17 protein-coding genes are annotated in these 20,703 nt (G+C 65.5%); 3 read left to right on the plus strand and 14 right to left on the minus strand.

The annotated features are described in order from the left end of the window. Positions 1-1,341, minus strand: coding sequence for an MFS transporter (locus AC3ENJ_RS09980; RefSeq protein ID WP_431813918.1), 1,341 nt, complete (start codon positions 1,339-1,341; stop codon positions 1-3). A gap of 35 nt (positions 1,342-1,376) precedes the next feature. Then, positions 1,377-2,444, minus strand: a complete 1,068-nt coding sequence (locus AC3ENJ_RS09985) for an MBL fold metallo-hydrolase (protein ID WP_431813919.1) — start codon at positions 2,442-2,444, stop codon at positions 1,377-1,379. A gap of 99 nt (positions 2,445-2,543) precedes the next feature. Here AC3ENJ_RS09985 and AC3ENJ_RS09990 point away from each other — a divergent pair, with 99 nt between their 5' ends. Then, entirely contained in the window at positions 2,544-3,473 is a 930-nt protein-coding gene (locus tag AC3ENJ_RS09990; RefSeq protein ID WP_431813920.1) for a LysR family transcriptional regulator, read from the plus strand. A gap of 151 nt (positions 3,474-3,624) precedes the next feature. Here the strand turns inward: AC3ENJ_RS09990 and AC3ENJ_RS09995 are convergent, their stop codons facing one another. The 8 genes from AC3ENJ_RS09995 to AC3ENJ_RS10030 form a co-directional block, all read right to left on the minus strand. After that, positions 3,625-5,901, minus strand: coding sequence for an FtsX-like permease family protein (locus tag AC3ENJ_RS09995; protein WP_431813921.1), 2,277 nt, complete (start codon positions 5,899-5,901; stop codon positions 3,625-3,627). Next, a complete protein-coding gene (locus AC3ENJ_RS10000) occupies positions 5,901-6,689 on the minus strand; it encodes an ABC transporter ATP-binding protein (RefSeq protein WP_223841459.1) in 789 nt (262 codons plus the stop codon). Before AC3ENJ_RS10000 ends, AC3ENJ_RS09995 begins: the two co-directional genes overlap by 1 nt. A 151-nt stretch (positions 6,690-6,840) precedes the next feature. Beyond that, positions 6,841-7,626 carry a response regulator gene (locus tag AC3ENJ_RS10005; protein ID WP_190782247.1) on the minus strand — a complete coding sequence of 262 codons (786 nt, stop codon included), beginning with the start codon at positions 7,624-7,626 and terminating at the stop codon, positions 6,841-6,843. Beyond that, on the minus strand, positions 7,623-8,834 hold the full coding sequence (locus AC3ENJ_RS10010; protein ID WP_431813922.1) for a sensor histidine kinase: 1,212 nt from the start codon (positions 8,832-8,834) through the stop codon (positions 7,623-7,625). The genes AC3ENJ_RS10005 and AC3ENJ_RS10010 overlap by 4 nt, the downstream gene beginning before the upstream one ends. 119 nt (positions 8,835-8,953) lie before the next feature. Beyond that, positions 8,954-9,523: a DUF3817 domain-containing protein gene (locus AC3ENJ_RS10015; protein ID WP_431813923.1), complete on the minus strand. Its 570-nt coding sequence runs from the start codon at positions 9,521-9,523 to the stop codon at positions 8,954-8,956. Between the two features lie 92 nt (positions 9,524-9,615). Further along, positions 9,616-10,686: a hemolysin family protein gene (locus AC3ENJ_RS10020; RefSeq protein WP_431813924.1), complete on the minus strand. Its 1,071-nt coding sequence runs from the start codon at positions 10,684-10,686 to the stop codon at positions 9,616-9,618. Beyond that, the gene (locus AC3ENJ_RS10025) at positions 10,683-12,233 is read right to left on the minus strand and encodes a hemolysin family protein (protein WP_431813925.1); all 1,551 of its coding nucleotides are present in this window, start codon (positions 12,231-12,233) and stop codon (positions 10,683-10,685) included. Before AC3ENJ_RS10025 ends, AC3ENJ_RS10020 begins: the two co-directional genes overlap by 4 nt. A gap of 433 nt (positions 12,234-12,666) precedes the next feature. Continuing rightward, entirely contained in the window at positions 12,667-13,689 is a 1,023-nt protein-coding gene (locus tag AC3ENJ_RS10030) for a hypothetical protein (protein WP_431813926.1), read from the minus strand. A gap of 73 nt (positions 13,690-13,762) precedes the next feature. Between AC3ENJ_RS10030 and AC3ENJ_RS10035 the strand changes: the two genes are divergently transcribed. Further along, a complete protein-coding gene (locus AC3ENJ_RS10035; RefSeq protein ID WP_431813927.1) occupies positions 13,763-15,202 on the plus strand; it encodes an SLC13 family permease in 1,440 nt (479 codons plus the stop codon). Between the two features lie 195 nt (positions 15,203-15,397). On the opposite strand, the gene AC3ENJ_RS10040 is transcribed toward AC3ENJ_RS10035, so the two are convergent. From AC3ENJ_RS10040 to AC3ENJ_RS10055, 4 genes are all read right to left on the minus strand, one after another. Continuing rightward, positions 15,398-15,886 carry a pyridoxamine 5'-phosphate oxidase family protein gene (locus AC3ENJ_RS10040; RefSeq protein WP_190807818.1) on the minus strand — a complete coding sequence of 163 codons (489 nt, stop codon included), beginning with the start codon at positions 15,884-15,886 and terminating at the stop codon, positions 15,398-15,400. A gap of 91 nt (positions 15,887-15,977) precedes the next feature. Further along, the gene (locus tag AC3ENJ_RS10045; protein ID WP_431813928.1) at positions 15,978-17,390 is read right to left on the minus strand and encodes a TIGR01777 family oxidoreductase; all 1,413 of its coding nucleotides are present in this window, start codon (positions 17,388-17,390) and stop codon (positions 15,978-15,980) included. Between the two features lie 83 nt (positions 17,391-17,473). After that, positions 17,474-18,595, minus strand: a complete 1,122-nt coding sequence (locus AC3ENJ_RS10050) for a Gfo/Idh/MocA family protein (protein ID WP_431813929.1) — start codon at positions 18,593-18,595, stop codon at positions 17,474-17,476. Positions 18,596-18,689: 94 nt separating this feature from the next. After that, complete coding sequence (locus tag AC3ENJ_RS10055; RefSeq protein WP_431813930.1) at positions 18,690-19,532, minus strand: carbon-nitrogen hydrolase family protein; 843 nt, start codon at positions 19,530-19,532, stop codon at positions 18,690-18,692. Here AC3ENJ_RS10055 and AC3ENJ_RS10060 point away from each other — a divergent pair. Next, complete coding sequence (locus tag AC3ENJ_RS10060) at positions 19,531-20,700, plus strand: MFS transporter (RefSeq protein ID WP_431813931.1); 1,170 nt, start codon at positions 19,531-19,533, stop codon at positions 20,698-20,700. The genes AC3ENJ_RS10055 and AC3ENJ_RS10060 overlap by 2 nt on opposite strands. Positions 20,701-20,703 lie beyond the last annotated feature (3 nt).

A 20,703-nucleotide genomic window follows, 5' to 3' on the forward strand; every position in this document is an offset into this window, starting at 1 on the left:
TTAGTCCAAGATCTTGCGGGTGCCCTCCGAGGTGAGCAGCACCGCTACCAGGCCAGCGACCATCACGGCGATCCAGAATACGGCGACGGCGGGCATCCCGCCGGCGAGCATGAGACCGGCGGCGATCATTGGGGTGAAGCCGGCACCCAAGGTGGAGGCCCCCTGGTACGCCAGGGAAGCCCCGGTGTAGCGGACGCGGGTGGGGAACTGCTCGGCAATGTAGGCCCCGATCGGCCCGTAGAGCAGCCCCTGGACTAAACCATTGCCGATAACGATTGCGATGGCGAAGCCCCACATCGTGCCGCTATCCAGCAGCATCAGCAGGGGGTAGGCGAGCACGATGCCGGCCACGCCGCCGATGACCAGTATGCGACGGCGGCCGAAGCGGTCGGACATGCGGGCGGCCCAGAACGTCACGATCAGTGTCAGGACGGCCGCAACGGCCTTCCAGTTGAGTACGCCCTCGCGGTCGACGCCATTGCTCACAGCGATCGAGACGCCCCACATAGTGAGGATCGCTTGGCAGGCGTAGAAGCTCATCGCGGCCAGCAGCGTCAGCAGGACCGCCCGCGGGTGGTGGCGCAGCACGTCCAGGATGGGCAGACGGGTCTTGCGGTTATCGGCCTCGTCCTCAAGTTTCCGGAACATCGGCGTCTCGGCGACCTTGAGGCGGATAACCATGCCTACGGCGATCAGCGCGGCCGAGAGCAGGAACGGCACGCGCCAGCCCCAGGTAAGGAAGGCGTCCCCGGTGACCGCCGAGAAGAAGGAGACGACAAGTGTGGCCAGAATGGCGCCGGCCGGCCCGCCGGCGTTGGCGAAGGCAGTGGCGAAACCCCGTTTGCTCTGAGGGGCGTGTTCCAGGGCCATGAGCGCCGCTCCGCCCCATTCACCGCCGACGGCGATGCCCTGCAGAACCCGTAACAGCACGAGCGCGACCGGCGCGATGATGCCAATCTGCGCCGTCGTCGGCAACAAGCCGATGAGCGTGGTACCGGCACCCATGAAGAGCATGGACAGCACCAGCATCTTCTTGCGGCCGACCAGGTCGCCGAAGTGCCCGAAGACGATGCCGCCCAACGGGCGGGCCACGTAGCCGACGGCCAGGGTAGCGAAGGACGCGAACACGGCAAAGCCATCGTCGAGATTGGCGAAGAAGACGCGGTTGAAGACGATTGCCGCGGCGGTGGCGTAGAGGATGAAGTCGTAATACTCGATGGCGCTGCCGACGAAGCTCGAGGCGAGGATGCGCCGCATGTCCTTGGTATTCAAGGACCCATTGGCAGATTCGGCCTGGACGATGGCGGCGTCAGCCTGCTGGGACTGAGATGTGATGGCCACGGGGACCTCCTAATGCGGGATGGGTTAGGTGTCGTTTAGGCGGAGACGCGGTCCATTGCCGGCCGTAGTGCGATGGTGTCGAGATCATCGGGGACGAAGAACAGTCCGTCGAAGTGTCGGCCGGCCTCGGCCCAGACCTCGGGCTTCGCGGTGCCGGGGACCAAGTGGTGCAGGGCAAGTTGACGGGCCCGGGCCTCCCGGGCCACCCGGGCGGCACCGGCCACGGAGGTGTGGGACTTGTAGTGGTGGTCCCGGGCGGCGCGGTCGCCGTCGGTGGCGGCGTTGGCGTATTTGTGCTCGACGAAGTCGAAGTCGATGGCCTCGTGCAGCAACAGGTCCGTGTCCCGGGCGAGCCGGACCATGTTCGGGGTGTAGCAGGTGTCCCCGGAGAAAGTGACCGAGCCGGCCACCGTCTCAAAGCGGAACCCGAAGGCCGGAGCGATCGGCGGGTGCTCCACGAGGATCGCGGTGACCGTAACCAGCTCATCCCGGTAGATCTCGAAGGGTTCCATCTCCGGGGTCGGATTGTCATTGGGGTGGTACCCGAGGCCGTCCGGGATCACGATGTCCGAGGCCGTGAACAGCTCGTGCGGACTTGGACGCAGGGAGTCGATGATCCGGTCGTTGAGATCCGTGGCGTTCGCGCGCATCAGCAGATCGAACATCTCCCGAGTACCCGGGGTGGGGCAGTCCGGGGCCAGCGGCCGCGGGGGGACGGCAGTCCGCGGGGAGGCCGGGGGCAGGACACCGCGATTGCACGGGCCGATGATGTGCACCGGATCGCCGGACCGACCGAGCAGTTCGTAGAGGCCGAAGAGTGCCAGTGAGCCCAGGTCTACGGTGTGGTCGGAGTGCAGGTGAGTCAGGAAGATCCCCCGCAGGTTGCGTAGGGACAGGCCGGCCTCATTGATCCGGCGCCCGACGCCGTGGCCGCAGTCCACCAGGTAGAAGGAGTCGCCGACGACGACGGCGGTGGCGATCCCGGTCCGGCGGATCGGCTCACCGACGTTCCACCAGCGCGGTCCGCCTGCCGTGCCCAGTGCGATGATGCGCGGGCTCAGGTCTTGAGGATCACTGCCGAAGGGCTGGACCACTGATTCCATGATTCGATGCACCTCTCAATTGATTGACTTTCTCAAGTGTGTGCCACATCACTTAATATAAGAAGCCAATAGAATCAATGAGGTACATGAGGAGAGTTGATGACTGATTTCACGTTGCGCCAACTGGAGTACTTTGTGGCCGCCGTCGAGACGGCATCGATCACGGCCGCCGCCGAACGGTGCTACGCGTCTCAGGGGGCGGCGTCCATGGCGATCGGCCAGCTCGAGAAGGCCACAGGGGCACCCCTGCTGGTCCGCGGCGGTTCGCGTGCGGTTGTCCCGACCCCGGCGGGCCAGGAGTTCCTGGTGCATGCCCGGGACATCCTGGACCGGGCCGAGGAAGCGCGAGATGCCGTCTCGGAGAGTCTGGACGCACTGCGCGGCACGCTGCGTGTAGGGGTGAGCACGACCCTGTCGCCGAGGCTAGTCCCGATCCTGGCCGCGCACTTCACCACCGAACATCCACAAGTGGACCTTCAACTCATCGAGAGAGCACCGCATGAACTCCAAGAGCAGGTGCTCGGCGGCCGGGTCAGCCTTGCCTTCCTCTACGGTTTACAGGCAGAGGAGGGCCTGACGATCACCGAGGTGGCACCGGTCCAACTACACCTGATCCTGCCGGCCGGGCACCGACTGGCCGGCGAACACAGCGTTTGGCTACGCGACGTCGTCGAGGAGCCGGCCATCCTACTGGACGTCCCGCCGACGGCCGACCGCATGACCGCGATCGCGGAGTCAGTGGGACTGACCTTGGACGTGCGCTGGCGCAGCGCGAATATGGACACCATCCGATCACTTGTGGCGGCCGGACTGGGCTTCTCCTTTGCCAACAGCATCCCCGCCACGGGGGCGGCCTATTCAGGCGGCTCGGTGGTCTACCGGCCTGTGGCGGACGACATCCCCCGGAATTACATCGTGGCTGCGACGCTGCCGGGGAGGGTGCCGCGACGAGTGCAGACAGCCATCGACCTCGTGACAGCAACGGAGTCTCCGCCCCCCCTTCCCGCGCCTACCTCGGTACCGAGGTAGGCGATAACCATAGCCCTCGAAGAATTAGCCGGGGCAATTAGGCGTATTGACCCGTGACGTCATGTGACGCGGACGGCGTATGGTGGTGGGCACGGGCACCTGGATGCTCTCGGGAGCATGTGGAAGCAACTACCCTGTGTGGTCAATACGGTCAGTCCACCCGCGCCATGCCCTCCACCGGGGACACCCGCGTGGCCCGACGCACCGGGGCAGCCGAGGCGAGCACCGCCACCACCACCGCGGCCACAACGACCGCGAGGAAACCGGCCCACGGAACCGTGGGCTCCACGGTCATCCCCTCGGTCACCAGGGACATCACACCCAGCGTGCCAAAGGCCCAACCAACCACCAGGCCCACAATTGTGGCCACCAGTGAAATGACCAGCGCCTCGCGCCGAATCATGGCGCCCAACTGCCGTCGGGTCAGGCCCAACGCCCGCAACAGGGAGTTCTCGCGAACCCGCTCGAGCACGGACAGGGACATGGTCGAGGCAATGCCCAGTACGGACACCACCACGGCCGCGGCCAGCAGTCCCAGGGTGACCGTGAGCATGACGTCCAGGATGGACACGTAACTTGCTTTCTCCATAAGCGCTCCCTGGAGCTCACCCGCTGTCAGGTTCAGGATCTCCGCGACCTTTTCCTGCAGCTCGGCCGCGGAGGAGTTGTTGAGGGACTGGGCGGCATCGATCTGGGCGATCGCCCCGTCAGCGTCGGCCGGGTCCGTGGTCTTGACGCCAAGCACCCCGTTGAGCTCGGAAATTTGCTGCACCTGTTCGAGGCTCACCTGTCCCGCGCTGGCCGGAACGGAGATGTCCACGGGACGGTTCTGGTCCAATTCGTTGAGGAGGTTGACCCGGGCCACGTGCTGGCCGGTGAGCACCGTTGCGACCAACAGCACGCCGATCAACAACGCTGTGGCGGTTGTGGCCGTACGCGCCGGATAGCGGGCAGCGTTCACGGCCGCCAGCCGTGAGGGCTGGCCCCCGGGCAAGAGGCGGCCCAGGCCCTGGACGAGCGGTGGCAGGTACAACCGGGACGTCATGACCACTCCCAGGAAGCTCGCCAGACCGCCTATGATCCCCAGGATCGGATTGCGCTCCGACGCACCCAACACCAGGGTTCCGGCGCCGGCCACGAGAATCAAGGCACCCAGGACAATGCGAACGCGAGGAACGCCGTCGGCGGCGCGAGACCCCCGCAACCCGTCCAGGGGCGAAGCCCCGTGGGCGCGGCGAGCCGGCCCCAGGGAGGCGACCATCGTGAGCACGATGCCCGTGAGGAACCCGACCAGCAGGTCACGCGGGGCCACCGTCACGGTCAGCGCACTAGTGATTCCGGAGGTCTGCAGCGCCACCGCCAGGGCCCACACCACGGCCACTCCGATAGACGCACCCACGATGCCCAGGACAAGGCCTTCGGTCAGCACCGAGCGACGCACTTGCTTGCTCGTGGCGCCCACGCAGCGCAGCAGGGCGAGTTCACGGGCCCGCTGGGCGGTCAGCACCGACAGGGTGTTCGTCACAACCAGCAGCGCCACCAGGATGGACAGCCCCGCAAAGGCCAGCAGGAACACGGTCAGGATGTTGGAGCCTGCGGCCAGCTGATCGAGCATTTCCTCGGTCAGCTGCTCGGGAGTCACCACGCGCAACTCGGGCTGCTGCCCCTGGCCGCCGGCCAGGATCTGTCCCGCGGTGGTCGTCAGTTCCTGGAGCCGAGCATCGCTGACCGAACCGTCCAATGCGAGCTGAATGGCCTGCAGCGGGCTGCCCCCCGAGATCTGATCGGGAGACAACCGCGTCAAGGCACCGTTGCTGAGCCACACGCTTGCGAACGCACCGGTGGCCGAGGTTTCGGTCAGACCGGACACGGTGAATTCCTTGGCCGCCGACGGCGCCCCTGCGCCTTGCTCGGTCGCCTCGCTCTCGCCGGCGAGCGCACCACTCATGTCCTGAAGTGACACGGTGTCCCCTACGCCCACCTCGAGCTTCTCGGCAAGGGACTCGTCCAGCAACGCTTGGTCGTCGCCGCTGGGGTATTCCCCCTGCGTGATCTGCGCGGGGAACATGGCGGGATCGTCGGGCAGATTGGATGTCACGGTGGCCGAGCCGTCCGAGGAGACCGTGTTCGAACGGGGGATGGCCCCGGTCGTGTACTGGGCCCACACGGACTCCACACCGGTCACGCGGGAGAGCTCCTCGACCTGTTGAGGGGTGGCGCTGAAGCTGAAGGCGTCGTCCGCCTGGGAGGTCACCACGGCGTCCGCATTCTTGTATTGCGCGGCCAGGTCGTTGGTCATGCTCGCCGTCAGGGTGCTCGACAAGCCGAGGGCCGCCGTCATGAAGCCGGAGGACACGGCCACCACGGCCAGGACCATGAGATAGCGCGTCCATTGCAGACGGAGTCTGGACAGGACTACGGTGCGCATCAGCGATCACCCGCCGGGGCGTCGTCGGGCTGGATCCGCCCGTCCATGACTCGAATGACGCGATCCGCGGCCTGAGCCACCCGGGGGTCGTGCGTCACGATCACCACGGTCTGGTTGAACTCGTCCACGCTGCGGCGCAGCATGCCGAGGACCTCTTGGGAGGTGGTGCTGTCGAGGGCGCCGGTCGGTTCGTCCGCGATGATCACGGACGGCTCGGGAAGCAGGGCGCGAGCAATGGCCACGCGCTGCTGCTGGCCTCCGGACATCTCGTCCGGACGGTGATCCAACCGGGAGCGGATACCCAGGGTGTCCGCGAGCGCCTCGAGACGTTGGGAATCCACCTTCTTGCCCGCAAGCGAGAGGGGAAGTTCGATGTTCTGCCGCGCGCTCAGGGTTGGGACCAGGTTGAACGCCTGGAACACGAAGCCCACGTGGTCGCGGCGGAAGCGGGTGAGCTGGTCGTCCGAGAGACCGGTGATGTCCTGGCCACCCACCACGATGCGCGTGCTGGGATCCTTGTCCGGAACGTCCAAGCCTGCCAGGCAGTGCACCAGGGTGGACTTCCCCGACCCGGAGGGCCCCATCACGGCAACCAGGGTGCCCTCGGCAATCTCCAGGTTCACGCGGTTCAGTGCTGTGACCGATGCTTCACCGGTTCCGTAGGTGCGGGAGACGTTGGCCGCAACCACGGCCATTGATCCATGGTGTCGGGATGGGGTGCGCCGCTGCGTTTGCTGTCCCCACGGCAGACCCTGCGATTTCTGTGTTTCGGTACGCGTCGAGTTCATGCTTCAACTCTGTCCGAGACGGGACACACGCACATCGGGCGCGAGTACCGAACCCGCAGGCCACGGTCTCATCCCGGAGTGTGAGGCTCCACGGCGGGGCCAACTGGGAAAATGAGGTGGGGCATGGCGCGAGGCGCGCAGCAGCACACCGTCAGGCCGTCACCACGCCGGTTTCGTAGGCGATCACCACGGCCTGCACTCGGTCGCGAGCACCCAGTTTGGCCAGGATGTGGGACACGTGCGTCTTGACCGTAGGTTCGGACAGGTACAGCTCGGACATGATCTCGCCGTTGGACAGCCCCCGGCCCACCAGTTCGAACACCTCTCGCTCGCGCGCCGTCAGCGCTGCAAGCCGGGGGCTCTTCCACGGGTTCGACGCCGCCGCGGGCACCTGCCCGGGGATCGTCGTGTTCCCGGGCACCTCCCAATGCGACGCCGGCCCGGCACCCGCGGGAGCGGCGTCGTTGGGGGAATGGGCAATGAGGTGGTCGAGCAGCCGACGAGTGGTGGAGGGCGCGATCACGGCGTCCCCGCGGGCGACCGTGCGGATGGCATCGAGCAGTTCCTCGGGGCGGGCGTCCTTGAGGAGGAACCCACTGGCCCCGGCGCGGATGCCGTCCAAGGCATATTCGTCCAGGTCGAACGTGGTGAGCACAATGACCTTGATCTGCGGACGAGCTGCCAGGATGGCCCGCGTGGCCTCGATGCCGTTGAGTTGTGGCATGCGCACGTCCATGAGGACCACGTCCGGAATGCGTTCCGCGCCGACGGCCCCGGCCACGAAATCCACGGCTTCCCGACCGTCACCGGCCTCGCCGATCACCGCGAGATCCGGTTGGGAGTCCACGAGCATGCGGAAACCACCGCGCACGAGCGGCTGGTCGTCGACAATGAGCACCCGCGACACGGCGGCGGACTCTGGGGGAATGGAACTCACGCGCCCTCCGAAGGAATGGTGGCCTGAACGACAAAAACGTCCGCGCGGGTGACATGCGGACCCGCCGTCATCTCACCACCGTACAGAGCCACGCGCTCGCGCAACCCCTGGAGCCCGTGGCCCGCACCCGGAGCCCGGGGTGAATCATTGGCCCCCGCGCCGTCGTTGACGACCTCCACCCACGAGAAATCGCGTCGATGCTCGATGCTCACCCGTACCGAGCTGGCCTGCCATGCGTGCTTCAACACATTGGTGAGGCCCTCCTGCACCACCCGGTACAGGCTCAACTGAGCGCCGGTGCTCAGGGCGGGAGTACCCGATTCATGGAACTGCACGGGCAATCCGGCCGCTCGAACCGAGCGCACGAGCTCGGGAATGTCACCGAGCTGCGGTACCGGTTTGGTCTCCGTTTCACTGCCCGTGCGCAACACTCCCAGCAGTTTGCGCATCTCCGTCAGCGACCCGCGTGCGGTTTCTGAAATGGTCTCCAGGGTCTGGGCGGCCACCTCCGGGTTCGACGCCGCCGCGTACCTCGCGCCGTCCGCCTGGGCAATCACCACGGACAGCGAATGCGCCACCACGTCATGCATTTCCCGGGCAATGCGCGTGCGTTCGTCCTGGGCGGCAAGGCGCACTTCCTGTTCGCGCTCCACTTCGAGGCGACGGGCCCGATCCTCGAGCTGTTCACGCCGCAGCCGGCGCGTCCGCGCAAGATCACCCGCGAGGAAGGCCACGATCACGACCAATGCGCTGACCACGGTGAACATCACCGCCGCCGGGGCCCACTCCAACAGCGTGGGCCGGCCGTAAAACGCGAAGAACCAGCGATAACACAGTGCCCCGAAGACCGCGCAACCCAGCAGCGCGGCGAGGAGCACCGCGCGACGCTTCTTCCTGGACGCCCGCACCGCCACGGTGTACATCAGACAGGGCACGGCCCACATGCACAGCCCGATGGTCGCGACGTTGAATACCACCAGGACGAAGAGCGCCAACCCTCCCACCGCGAACGCCGTGGCCACCGGGGCCGCTCGTCGAAACAACAACGGCAGGGCAACCACCACGGCGCACCACAGGCTCCGGCCGCCGTCCAACGCCCCTGCCGTGAGAAAGGACAGCGAGACGAAGATTCCGCCGCTCATCATCAGAGCGTTGCTGAGGTGAGGGTGCTCTTGTGCCCAGCGCGCGAACCGTACGTGGAGTGCCATTGACACGAGGGTAGCGAGCTTTCACCCCGGGGTCGTCGTGCTCGGGTATGAGCCCCGGCAACCATGGTTCACGCCGATATGAACCGGGCCCACCGCTCAGCGACCCTGGCGGGCGGGCCCTAGTTGAACCACTCGGTGGGCGGACCGGCGTTCAGCAGAACCGTGAACAGCAGGGCAACCAACACCACCAACACGAGAGCCGAAAGAATCGGCCAGCGCAGAATGACGGCCAGAAGCCGCTCGGCAGCGGTGCAGGCGGGTTCCTGACCGTTCTGCGGTGCGGCACCGGCCGGAACCACACGCCACCGCGAAGCCAGCAGGCCCTTGCGGTCCACGTGACGTTCGAACGGAACCGTGGCGAACGGAACGACCGCCAGGACCAGGCCCAAGATTCCCTTGGACGCGGGCCAGCGCTGATCGGTCCACACCACCACGGTGGAAACGCAATAGGACAGGAACACGAAACCGTGAATGCTGCCGGCAATCCGCATGGTCCAGTCCGGTGCGCCCAGTGCGTACTTGCCGATCATCGCGGCAATCAGCAGAGCCCACGTGAGCATCTCGGCCGTGGCCACCACGCGGTAGAGACCACGAGGACTCACCCGTGGCGGGTGGTGTCCGGTGGTGTCGACGCGGGAACGAGAGGCGCTGTTCATGCGCTCCTGCGAAACGGCTGACTGGCTGGGCATGGGTCTCCTGGGATCTCGGAACTGGTCTCACACCATTATGGGATGGCGGGCATGGGCCTTTCATCCACCGTTCGATTGATTCTCCGCGGCCCTTACTCCGCGCCCGACTTGCTGGTGGCGTCGCGGACCTCGCCCACGAGTTCTTCCAACACGTCTTCGAGGGCCACGATGTACACGGATTCGTCCGTGGTGCGGGAATCCCTGGCGACCTCGCCCACCAGGGCGAAGTGAGCGCCGTCGGCCTGCATGGTGCGTGTGACCTTTCGCAGCTTGTCCTGCGGAGCCACCCGGGCGAAACGACGGATCGAGGCCGCCGGAATGGGCACGTGACGCATTCGTTCCGGAAGTCCCAGCACGTCCTTGGTGTGGATGTAGCCCATCAGACGTTCATTCTGGTCCTGCACGGGGAACCGCGAGAAACCGGTCTCCGCACACATCAGCTCGACTTCAGCGGCAGTGATATCGCTGGGAACCGTGCGCATGCCGGTCAGGGGCAGGGCGACGTCCTTGGCGGTCTTGTTCTCGAAGTTCAAGGCCCCGGTGAGCAGCCGGATCTCGTCAGTGTCGAGCAAGCCCTCGCGGCCGGATTCCGCCACGAAACCGCGCACGTCCTCGGAGGTGAAGGACGAGGCGACCTCGTCCTTGGGCTCCACTCGGAAGACCCAGCGAACCATGTGGTTCGCGGTCTCGTTCATGATCCAAATGAACGGGCGGAACACCACAACGAACCCGTGCAGCAGGGGGCCCAGCACCATGGCCGCACGCCCCGGTACCGCAATCGCGATGTTCTTGGGCACCATCTCACCCAGCACCATGTGCAGGAAGGTCACGATCAACAAGGCGATGACCAGGGCAATGGGGTGCAGCAGAGCTGAGGGCACACCGAAGTACTCGAGCGGTTGCTCGATCAAATGAGCGATCGCGGGTTCGCCGACGGCGCCGATCAGCAAGGAACACGCGGTGATGCCGAGCTGGGTGGCGGCGAGCGCCGTCGACACGTTTTCAATGCCCTTGAGGGCGTACTTGGCGGTTTTGGAACCTTCTGCGGCCTTGGGTTCCAACTGGTCGCGGCGGGCGGAGACCATGGCGAACTCGCTGGCCACGAAAAAGGCGTTGCCCACGAGCAACAGGATGAGAACGATGATCGCGGTGCTGGTGGTCATCGCTGTTGCTCCTCTCGGGGGTCCTCGACCGAAACGTCCTCATCGCGGTGGAACGAGGGGTTTCCTTGCTGACCGACCTGCGCCGCCTGGAATTCCTCGGCGGTTTCGGGCTGGCGCGGTTCCCCGCCCAGCGGGTCGGGTCTGCCGACCGGCGGTTTCCATTCCGTGGAAGTGGTCGAGCCACCGCGAGCATCGGGGTCTCCGCCCTCGCGGCGCACAAGGATTCTGTCCACGCGGTGCTGATCCATGCGGACCACTTCCAGGTGAATGTTCGCCTTGGTGGGCAGGTCGTCCTCATCGCGGTGGGTGTGGTCCACGGCCTCGAGGGTGAGGGTGTCCTTCACCTGAGGCAACCGGTCCAGCTCCTCGGCCATGAGGCCGCCGAGGGTGTCGGATTCCTCACCCTCGGGCATGTCCAGGCGCAACACGTCGCCGAGCTCATCGGGGCGCAGCAGACCGGAGACCACCAGGCCGCCATCGCGGGTGCGGCGGAAGCGCTGCACGCGGGTGTCCTGCTCGTCGTCGATCTCGCCCACGATTTCCTCAATGAGGTCCTCCAGGGTCACAATGCCGGCGGTGCCGCCGTACTCGTCCACCACGATGGCCAGCTGCAAGCCCTTGCCGCGCAGCTTGCGCATGAGGGGGTCCAGGGTCATGGACTCGGAAACCACGTCCGCACGGGCCGCAATCTCGCCAACCCGCTTGACGGCGCGGTCGTCGAACGGCACGGCCAGGGCGTGGGTGTAGTGCACCACGCCCACGATGTCATCCACGGATTCACCCATGACGGGGAACCGAGAGTGCCCGGTCTGCGCTGCCGTGAGCAGCATGTGCTCCACGGTGTCGTCGCACTCCAGGAAGGTCACGCGCGGCCGTGGCCGCATGACGTCCGCGGCGGTGCGTTCACCGAATTCAATGGACCGCGCCACCAGTTCAGCGGTGCCCGCTTCCAGGGTGCCTTCGCGGCCGGAGCGGTTCACCACGGCGACCAGTTCGGCCGCGGTGCGGGCATTGGCCACTTCTTCGGTGGGAGTGAAGCCCAGGAATCGCAGGACCGCGTTGGCCGATCCGTTGAGGACACTGACCAGCCAGCCGAACAGGACCATGAAGATCTTTTGCGGGTAAACCACCACGTGGGTCACGCGCATCGGGTCGGCGATGGCCCAGTTCTTGGGCACCAGCTCGCCGAACACCATTTGCGTGAACGTCGCCACGATGAAGGCGGCCGTGGTGGCAATACCGGTGGCCACGGCGTCCGGCATCCCCGCCCAGCCGAGACCACTGCTCAGGAGCTCACCAAGGCTGGGGCCCGTGATGAAACCGGCCATCAAACTGGTCACGGTGATGCCCAACTGGGCGCCGGAGAGGTTGGTCGAGGTCTTCTTGAGGCTTTGCTCGATGACGACGGCGCGCTTGTCGCCTTCCGATTCTGCGCGCTGAACTGCCTGTCGGTCCACGGTGAGGAACGAGAACTCCACCGCCACGAACAGGGCGTTGGCCAGGACCAGAAGAAGGAAAACGAGGAGGAGGAGCCAGGCTGTCAGCACCTGCCCACCCCACTCATGGTGGGGGCTGCGGTGCAGCGCGAGTTGTGGGCTACGCCGGATCGGGGAAGAGGACTGTGCCTCTTCGGACTGTCCGACTCCTTGTCATCGGCAGAGGCGGGTACACCGAAGTACGCCGCATGCCGGGAGAGTTGAGATGTCACGGTGAAAAGAATACAGAAACATGCCGAACCCTGCGGGTGATTTTGGTCTAAATGGGCCGGGCTGCGGCCCCCGCGGCCACGTCCGGACATCTGGGGCACGGGTTAGCGCTCTTTTCCCCGGCCCGGACATTATTGGTAGAGGTTCGCAGGTTTATCCCCGCGTTCGCTGCGAACCTCTACCTCAGATGTTCAGCCGTGCTCGGAAACTTCGACCCTAGTTGTCACGGCCCACAGCATTCCGGTCACGATTGTCGGCCCTGCGAATACCGGCGTTAACCCGCGTTGACCTTGATGTTTGAGACACCTAGCCAATGAGCGTTATTGCCGCAGACCAGTTGATCCGGACGTTCAGAGGTGCAGGAGAATTCGCCTAATACTAGGACCTCTCCCGGGCTCAGCGTCGGAGCATTGCGGGCAAAAATCTGTGGTGCGCCGGGCTGCGAGGGCTCCCACTGTGTCTGGGCATGGTCGGAAGTCACCGTGGCGCTCGTGTGGGTTTCTCCGTCTACCTGCGTGGATTTACCAATACAGTGCACCGCGGTTGGCATGCCGTAGATAACCTCTTCGGAGGTGAAAACTACGCACTGGGCGGGCCCGGTCTGGGCTGCGAACCGGTACATCCCGCGTTCCGCCTTATACGGGACGGCATCCACACGAACACCCTTGTGCGGCTCCACTGCTTCTCCACGAGTCAGGGCTATTGCTCGACTATTGTCCCTGGTGCTGCACCCTGCGGAGTAGCCACGTTGCACTGACGCGGCATAGGTGGGCATCGAGCAGTCATACCCATTGATCTGATGGTGGTTGGCATTACCGTTTCCGCCCATGGGCGCAGCGAGATACTTCTCCATCTGTTGGGCGGCTTCCCCACATGAAATTTCACCGGCCAAGACCACGAGTCCGTGACCGTCTACAGGTTCAGGGCACGGAACCCCGATGGCTGCCGCCTGGCTCGCCGCGCTCGGATTCTTCGATGGGGAAAGCGTCTGCGATCGGTTCGGCGGTTCTGTAGCACGGGACGCAGCCGAGTCTGCTTCAGAAGCCGTGGGCTTCGTGGTCCCCCCGGTGCTTGGCCTGACTCCATCGGCCGAAGTTTCAGAAGGTTCCACCGAGGTGTCCGGATTGGTGGTTTGCTCCGGGCTCATCTGCACCACGGAGTTCTCGCAGGCGCTGAGACCCACAAGGAGCACGAGCGTCCCTAACGCGACGCTAAGTTTCTTTTTTATTCCCACGTCGACTCCTCGCCATATGGTGACAAGATATCCCACCACGACGAGTGAAACGAAGGTGTCCATGAGTCAGCCCGCCGCAGCTACTTCAACTACAGCGCCGGAGGTAGTGCAGAAAAAGCCTCCGAAGATTGTGCCCTTGCTTCTCGGACCCGCTTTGGCCGTTTCGCTGACCTTTGTTCTTCCGGATTCTCTGGCTTTCGAAGGGCGGGCCGTCGCGGGCATCGCACTGTGGATGGCGCTGTGGTGGATGACTGAAGCTGCCCCGATCCCGGTCACGTCACTCTTGCCCCTGGCCCTGTTCCCGCTGGTGAACGCTGGGACCATGAAGGACGTGGCCGCGCCCTACGCCGACCCTGTCATCTTCTTGGTGATGGGGGGCGTGATTCTCGGGTTGGCTACTGAGAAGAGCAACCTCCATTTGAGGATCGCGCTGTACACGATCAAGGTGGTGGGAACGAAGCCCGCGCAGATCGTCTTTGGACTCATGCTTGCCTCCGCGTTCTTGTCCGCATGGGTATCCAATACGGCAACCGCGGTCATCATGACTCCCATTGCGGTATCCGTCCTGCAGTTGATCCGCCAGATCGACCCCAAGCTTGTCGACAAGAAGTTTGCCGCATCCATGGTGCTGGGCGTGGCCTACGGTGTGACCATCGGTTCCACGGCAACCTTGATCGGTCAGCCTCCCATGGCGCTGATGAAGGCGTACCTGGCGGCCAACCACGACTTCGATATCCCCTTCGGGCAGTGGATGATGGTCGGTGTTCCGTTCGCAATTGTGATGCTGGCGCTCACGTGGCTGGTTCTCACCAAGCTGGTGTTCCGCACAAGCCTCACGGAGATTCCGGGCGGGGCCGACATGATCAATAGGGAACTCCACTCCCTCGGGACCATGTCACAGGCGGAAAAGCGAGTCGCCACTATTTTTCTCACGGCCATCGTCCTGTGGGTGGCCGTTCCATTCCTGGCTGACAACGGCCACGTGACGGGTGCGATCCCCTTCATCGCGAACATCTCGGATACTCAGATTGCCATCGGAGCCGCCATTGCGTGTTTCCTGGTGCCCGCAGGTCGCACGTCCCCGGGCCACGCTCTGTTGCAATGGAGTTCGGCCAAGGAGATCCCGTGGGGGTTGCTTCTCTTGTTCGGGGGTGGTCTGAGCCTGTCCGTAGCATTCACCGCCACCGGCTTCTCCCCGTGGATTGGCGAACAGGTCACCAACCTGGGAGCGCTCCCGGCGTTCTTGATCCTGGGCACAGTGGCCATCATCGGACTGGCCCTCACCGAATTGACCAGTAACACCGCCACTGCGGCGGCGTTCTTCCCGATCATGGGCGCCGTGGCGATCGGCGTGGGAATCGACCCGCTGTTCATGACCATCGTGGTCACCCTGGCCGTGTGCTCCGCGTTCATGTTGCCCGTGGCCACCCCGTCCAATGCGGTAGCTTTCGGCAGTGGTGAGGTCAGCATCAAACAAATGGTCAGGGTGGGCGTGTGGCTGAACCTCATCGCGCTGGTAGTCGTTATGGCCACCGTCTACACCCTTGTACCGCTGGTCTTCGGAGTCACTCCATAGAACTTTCAGGGCAGAGGTTCGAGCTCTCTCCCGGCGTGGATATTTTTGGCAGAGAATCGCAGTTTTGGGACTGGTTTCGCTGCGAACCTCTACCCCAGATGCTCAGCCCTGCTAATCCCCGCCCCAGATGCCACGAAACCCCGCGGTCACGGACATCCAATCCGTAGCCGCGGGGCCCCGCTCAGCACCGTCGAGTTACAGCTCTACGGTGTCGTTCTTACCCGCGTCAGGGCGTTCACCGGTGACGCGAGCCTTAATCATGGAGAACATGGTCTTGGCGCCCTCGGAGCTCCAGTACTCACCGGCCTCGGTGTTGACCAGGATCAACGCGGCCTCCGGGGACTTGGGGTCCGCCTGCAGGAACGCACCGGTCAACGCGTCGGCGAGTTCTTCCTTGCGCTGCGGGTCCTCCACCAGTTCAGCGCGGCCACGCAGCGAGACCCACGTTCCCTTGCCCACGAACGTCACATTGACCTGGGCGTCGGCGGTGATCTGCTCCACCAGGTCCGAATCGCGGGAGGTCATGAACCACAGGTCCCCGTCGAAGTCCCTGTCCTGCACGGTCATGGGGCGGGTGACAATGCCGCCGTCCGGGGTGTGGGTGGCGATCACACAGGTGTCGATGCCCTCGATCAGTTCCTTGATGGTCTCCACTGCTTGAGTCTTGCCGTCAGTGTCAGTCATGGTTTCCCTCCGTTGGATAGCCGATAATGCGTTCTTGATATGAAAAATTGATGGCGCCCACCCGAGGCGATGGGCTACCCGCCCCGGGAGATCAGTCCGTCCGCCCCAGAATGTGTTCCGAGCACTCGCGCAGTCCTTCGTGGCGGAACTGATAGCCCGTGTCCAGGAATTTGCTCACGTCCACCCGGTGACTGGCCACCACGGTTTCCCGTGTGGCCTCCTTACCCAGCAGTGCCTGCGGGCCCGCGAGCGGAGTGGGCACCACCGCCGGTCGGTGCAACACTCCCGAGATGATGCGGGCGAAATCCTTTTGCCGCACCGGATTGGGTGCGGCCACGTGGTAGGGTCCGGATGCGTCCTCGGACAGCACCAGGTGCGCCACCGCGCCGGCCATGTCATCGATTCCGATCCAGCTCTGCCACTGCTTACCCCCACCCAACGGTCCGGACAGACCCGCCGCCATGAGCGGCAGCTGAGGCCGCAACAGCCCACCGCTCGGAGTCAGCACCAGCCCGGTGCGCACGTTGATCACGCGCACGCCGAACGCCTCCGCGCCGTGCGCCGCCTTCTCCCACTCGGCACACACGTGCGCCAGGAATCCCGCACCGGGGGGCTGTTCCTCGGTCAGGATCTCATCCCCGCGATCGGTGCCGTGATAGCCCACGGCCGACCCGACCACGAGCGCCCGGGGTCGCTGTTGCTCGGGCACCTGCCCGATCGCCCGCACCAACAGCGCGGTGCTGTCCACGCGTGAGTGGAGGATTTTCTCCTTGTTCTTGCGCGTGAAGCGCGTGGCGATACTCGACCCGCCCAGGTGAAGGACGACGTCGATCCCCGCCAGATCTCGCGGGTTCAGGAGACCCTTCTCCGGGTCCCAGCCGATGACCCCGTCACGGGTGGTGCCGCCGCGTTCGAGCCTCACCACCTCGTGACCGCCGGTCTCCAGGAGGGCGCACACTTGCGAACCGATCAGACCGGAGGACCCACCCACCGCAACACGCAGCCGGGGCCCGCGGTGCTGGTCGTGGAAATCGAGGTCACCGCGCAGCTGACGCTCGCGGTAGGCGAAAATCCGTTGCAGCTGACCGCGCATGAGCTTGTCGCTGAGCCCGCTGGCCTTCTCCGCCACCCGAGGCAGGGTGCGCACCGTGACCTGATCACGCACGAGCGTGCCGCCCTCCGGTGTCTCCTCGAAGTTGTGTCGGTGCTCCCACTCCCCCAACGGCCCGCGTTCCATGCGGTCGGTGAAGTAGCGCGGCGGGTCCCAGTCACCGTGGCGGGCAGTCCACGGAACATGCACCGCGCCGAAGGTGCCCGGCACGGACACCCCCAATTTCACGCGCGAGCCGGGTTCGATCCCGTCCGTGGGGCCCTCTGTGACCTGGTCCGGGCCGCCACCGAAGGGCGGGGTGAGCCGGGGCAGGGCACCGGGGCGTTGATGCCACGCGAAAACCTCGTCGCGCGGTTGGGTCAGACGGGTCTCGTACTCGAACTGTTGCGCCATTGCGGGTGTCCGTTCTGTGGGCCGAGTGCTCGGGACTGGATCCGGAAAACCTGTACTCCGGAGGCGGGGGCAGCTACAGCTGATCAGCCGTTCTGGGGAACCTGATCCACGAGCTCGTCGTCCTCGGGTTCATCGGCCGGGTTCACCCTGCGGACCTGCGCCGAAGTGGGACGGCGTTCGCGCTCGTACGGTTCCAACGTCACCGTTTCTCCGGTCTCCAGGGAGCGCAGTACGGCCTCGTGGACGCGGGTGTCCAGGAGACCCTCCTCGCCGGAGGGCTCGGGCTGCTCACCGTTGCGGATGCAATCCACGAAGTACTGGGTCTGCCCACCGAACTGTTCCACGGGGTCGTGGGCGAAACTTTCCGAGTTGCCGTCCTTGGTGAGCGTGTAGCTGATCCCCACGCCCTCTCCGAAACCGAAGCACGGCTCAGCGGTGATTTCACCCTCGGTGCCGGCAATCGTGAACCGCTCGGCGGACTCTGAGGCGTACGAAATCGTGAACTGGGCCACCCGGTCCTCCGGGAAGCGCAGGGTCACGGCCACGGTGTCGTCGAAGTTGAACTCCCGGCCGGGGGTCCGAACGCCCACGGCGTGCACCGCAATGGGTTCCGCGTCGAAGAGGTTGCGCACCTCGTTGAGGGGGTACGTTCCCATGTCCGGGATGGGCCCACCCCAGTAGCCGGAGTGACCGCGGTGGTTCTCCTCCGTGATGTCCTGGGAGAACACGGAGGAGAAGTACCGGGGATTACCGATGACCTTCTGGTCGCGGACCTTCTCGATCATGTCCACGGTGCCCGGTTCCTGGTGCAACCGATAGGCGACCATGAGTGTGGCCCCGGAGGTGTTCGCGGCGTCGATAATGGCCTGGCAGTCTTCCACCGAAACTTCCATGGGCTTCTCGAGCAACACGTGCAGCCCGGTCTTGAGTGCGGGCTCGGCGAATTCGCGGTGCCGGAAGACGGGGGTGGCAACGTAGACGGCGTCGATGTCGCCGGAGGACAACAGCGCGGGGTATTCCTCGTAGGAATACGTGGCCACCCCGAACTCCTGACCGAGCTCCTCGGCCTTCTCCGCGCTGGAGGTCACCAGCGCCGCAAGTTCGGCGTCATCGATCCGGGACAGCCCGGGGATGAAGGCCTGCTGGGAAATCTGGCCTACGCCCACCACGGCAAAGCGCACGGGACCGTTGTTCTTCTCGGACATGTGAAACCTCCAAAGGGATGTCAACCTCGCGCCGCGTTGATCAGCGCGCTTATCAGGACAACTGATCCCACCCTACGCGCGGCCCCCGGGCTTGTCAGGAGAAGTCGCGGGCGTTCTGCAGCACCGGGATGGCCGCGCGAGTCTTCTCGACCAGACCGAGATCCAGGTCGACGACCCGGTAATCGGGGACGTCCTCCAGAGAAGCCACCACGGAACCGTCCGGAGCGGCCACCAAACTGTGCCCCACGCCCAGCGGCGCATTGCCCTCGACCTCACGACCGACCGACGCCGGGTCCGCCTGCCCCACGGCCACCACGTACGACGTCGCGTCGAGGGCTCGGGCGCGCGCCAGCAGTTCCCACTGTTCGACCTTGCCGGGGCCCGCGCCCCAGGAGGCCCCGAGCAGGACGACCCGAGCGCCGTCGGCGGCCATGCGGGTGAAAAGCGCGGGGAAGCGGATGTCGTAGCAGGTGGCCACGCCCACGGTCACGCCCTGAAGGTCGAAGGTGACGGGCGCGGCGCCGGCCTGGACGGTGTCCGATTCCTTGAAACCGAACGCATCGTAGAGGTGAGTCTTGTCGTAGCTGAGCACGCGGCCGTCGGCGAGCGCGATGAGCGCGGTGTTGCGCACGCGACCCTCGTCGCCGGGGCTGAACATGCCGGCCACGATTGCCACGCCGTGCTCCTGGGCCGCGGCCGATACGGACTGGGCCCACGGCCCGTCGGCGGGCTCGGCAATGTTTTTCAGACTGCGACCGAAGGCGAACATCGTGGCCTCGGGGAGCACCAGGATGTCCGCGTTGTCCTGCCCCGCGCGAGCGGCGAGCTCCTGGACCCGCTCCAGGTTCTGCTGCGGATCGTGCGAGCTGAGGATCTGTCCCATGGCAATGCGCATGTTTTTCAGCGTATCCGGATCGGGGTGCAGGATGGAGACCATGAATTCACCCGCGAGCCCCGGCAGAGCCCAGCACGTCCCCACGTGGACGCTGGGTGCGGTGGGGTTCGTGTCCTTTTTCGACCGGTTCGGCACCCCGCCCATGTTGCTGATCATGTCCAGTGACACCGGCCTGGACGTGCACCAGGTGGTGCAGTTGTTCACCGTCTACTCGCTGCTCTACGCCCTGGGGCAGCCGCTGTGGGGCATGTTGAGTGACCGGTGGGGACGTCACATCGTGCTGCGGGTCGCGCTGATCGGCGTGGTCGTCGGCTCGATCGCCAGCGTTCTGGCCGGCGGTTACGCGGCGCTGCTGATTGCCCGCGGGTTCACGGGCCTCACCGTGGGGGCGCTGTATCCCACCCTGCTCACCCTCATCGGGGACACCCGGATCGGCCCCGCCAAGGTGCATGCACTGTCTGACCTGCTGGCGTATTCCTCGATCGGCAATGCCGTGGCCACGCTGACCACCGGCGCGATCGCGGCGTGGCTCAGTTGGCGCGTGGTGTTCGGCATCGTGGGAGTGGCGTGTGTGGCGCTGTTGATCCTGCTGCGCCACGTGCATGCACCCAAGCCCGCGCGCACCGCCTCGGCAAAGGGCGGCGCCTTCGCCGCGTGGCCGCTGACGGTCTACGGTATCGCCTGTGCCGAGGGCGTGGTGCTCGTGGGCATCCTGACCTACGTGGTTCCGGCGCTGCAGAGCGTGGGCGTGAGCGTGGCCCTGGCCGGCGTGCTCGGTGCCACCTACGGACTGGGCGTGGTGGTCGGCGCTCCCCTCATGCGGGTGCTCTCGCGCAGGTTCACGCGCACCCAGTGCATGATCTGGGGCGGCGGGTTCATGGTGGTCGGCCTGGGGGCCTCTGCCCTCTCCGCCACTCCGGTCCCGCTCACCATCACGGCCGTGTGCATCGGACTGGCCAATGCCATCCTGCATTCGTCCGTGCAGGGCTGGGCCACCGAAGTCGCCCCGGAATCGCGGGCCACCACGGTGTCCTTCTTCGTGACCTCGCTCTTCCTGGGGGCGGCCGCGGGTACTTTCGTCACCGCCGGGCTCGCCGACGCCGCCCGGTTCAGCACCATATTCGGCATCGGCGCGGTTGCGGGGCTGGGGATCACGGTGGTTGCGAGCGCGGCCCACGCACGGTGGGTGCGCTCCACCGCCACGTCCTGACGG

This window comes from Kocuria sp. cx-455 (genome assembly GCF_057707085.1).

What these genes read in the sequence shown, in the direction of transcription:
- AC3ENJ_RS09985 (WP_431813919.1), bottom strand. Translation starts at nt 2,444, where the DNA reads ATGGAATCAGTGGTCCAGCCCTTCGGCAGTGATCCTCAAGACCTGAGC.
- AC3ENJ_RS09990 (WP_431813920.1), top strand. Translation starts at nt 2,544, where the DNA reads ATGACTGATTTCACGTTGCGCCAACTGGAGTACTTTGTGGCCGCCGTC.
- AC3ENJ_RS09995 (WP_431813921.1), bottom strand. Translation starts at nt 5,901, where the DNA reads ATGCGCACCGTAGTCCTGTCCAGACTCCGTCTGCAATGGACGCGCTAT.
- AC3ENJ_RS10000 (WP_223841459.1), bottom strand. Translation starts at nt 6,689, where the DNA reads ATGAACTCGACGCGTACCGAAACACAGAAATCGCAGGGTCTGCCGTGG.
- AC3ENJ_RS10010 (WP_431813922.1), bottom strand. Translation starts at nt 8,834, where the DNA reads ATGGCACTCCACGTACGGTTCGCGCGCTGGGCACAAGAGCACCCTCAC.
- AC3ENJ_RS10015 (WP_431813923.1), bottom strand. Translation starts at nt 9,523, where the DNA reads ATGCCCAGCCAGTCAGCCGTTTCGCAGGAGCGCATGAACAGCGCCTCT.
- AC3ENJ_RS10020 (WP_431813924.1), bottom strand. Translation starts at nt 10,686, where the DNA reads ATGACCACCAGCACCGCGATCATCGTTCTCATCCTGTTGCTCGTGGGC.
- AC3ENJ_RS10030 (WP_431813926.1), bottom strand. Translation starts at nt 13,689, where the DNA reads ATGGACACCTTCGTTTCACTCGTCGTGGTGGGATATCTTGTCACCATA.
- AC3ENJ_RS10040 (WP_190807818.1), bottom strand. Translation starts at nt 15,886, where the DNA reads ATGACTGACACTGACGGCAAGACTCAAGCAGTGGAGACCATCAAGGAA.
- AC3ENJ_RS10045 (WP_431813928.1), bottom strand. Translation starts at nt 17,390, where the DNA reads ATGGCGCAACAGTTCGAGTACGAGACCCGTCTGACCCAACCGCGCGAC.
- AC3ENJ_RS10050 (WP_431813929.1), bottom strand. Translation starts at nt 18,595, where the DNA reads ATGTCCGAGAAGAACAACGGTCCCGTGCGCTTTGCCGTGGTGGGCGTA.
- AC3ENJ_RS10060 (WP_431813931.1), top strand. Translation starts at nt 19,531, where the DNA reads ATGAATTCACCCGCGAGCCCCGGCAGAGCCCAGCACGTCCCCACGTGG.
- AC3ENJ_RS10055 (WP_431813930.1), bottom strand. Translation starts at nt 19,532, where the DNA reads ATGGTCTCCATCCTGCACCCCGATCCGGATACGCTGAAAAACATGCGC.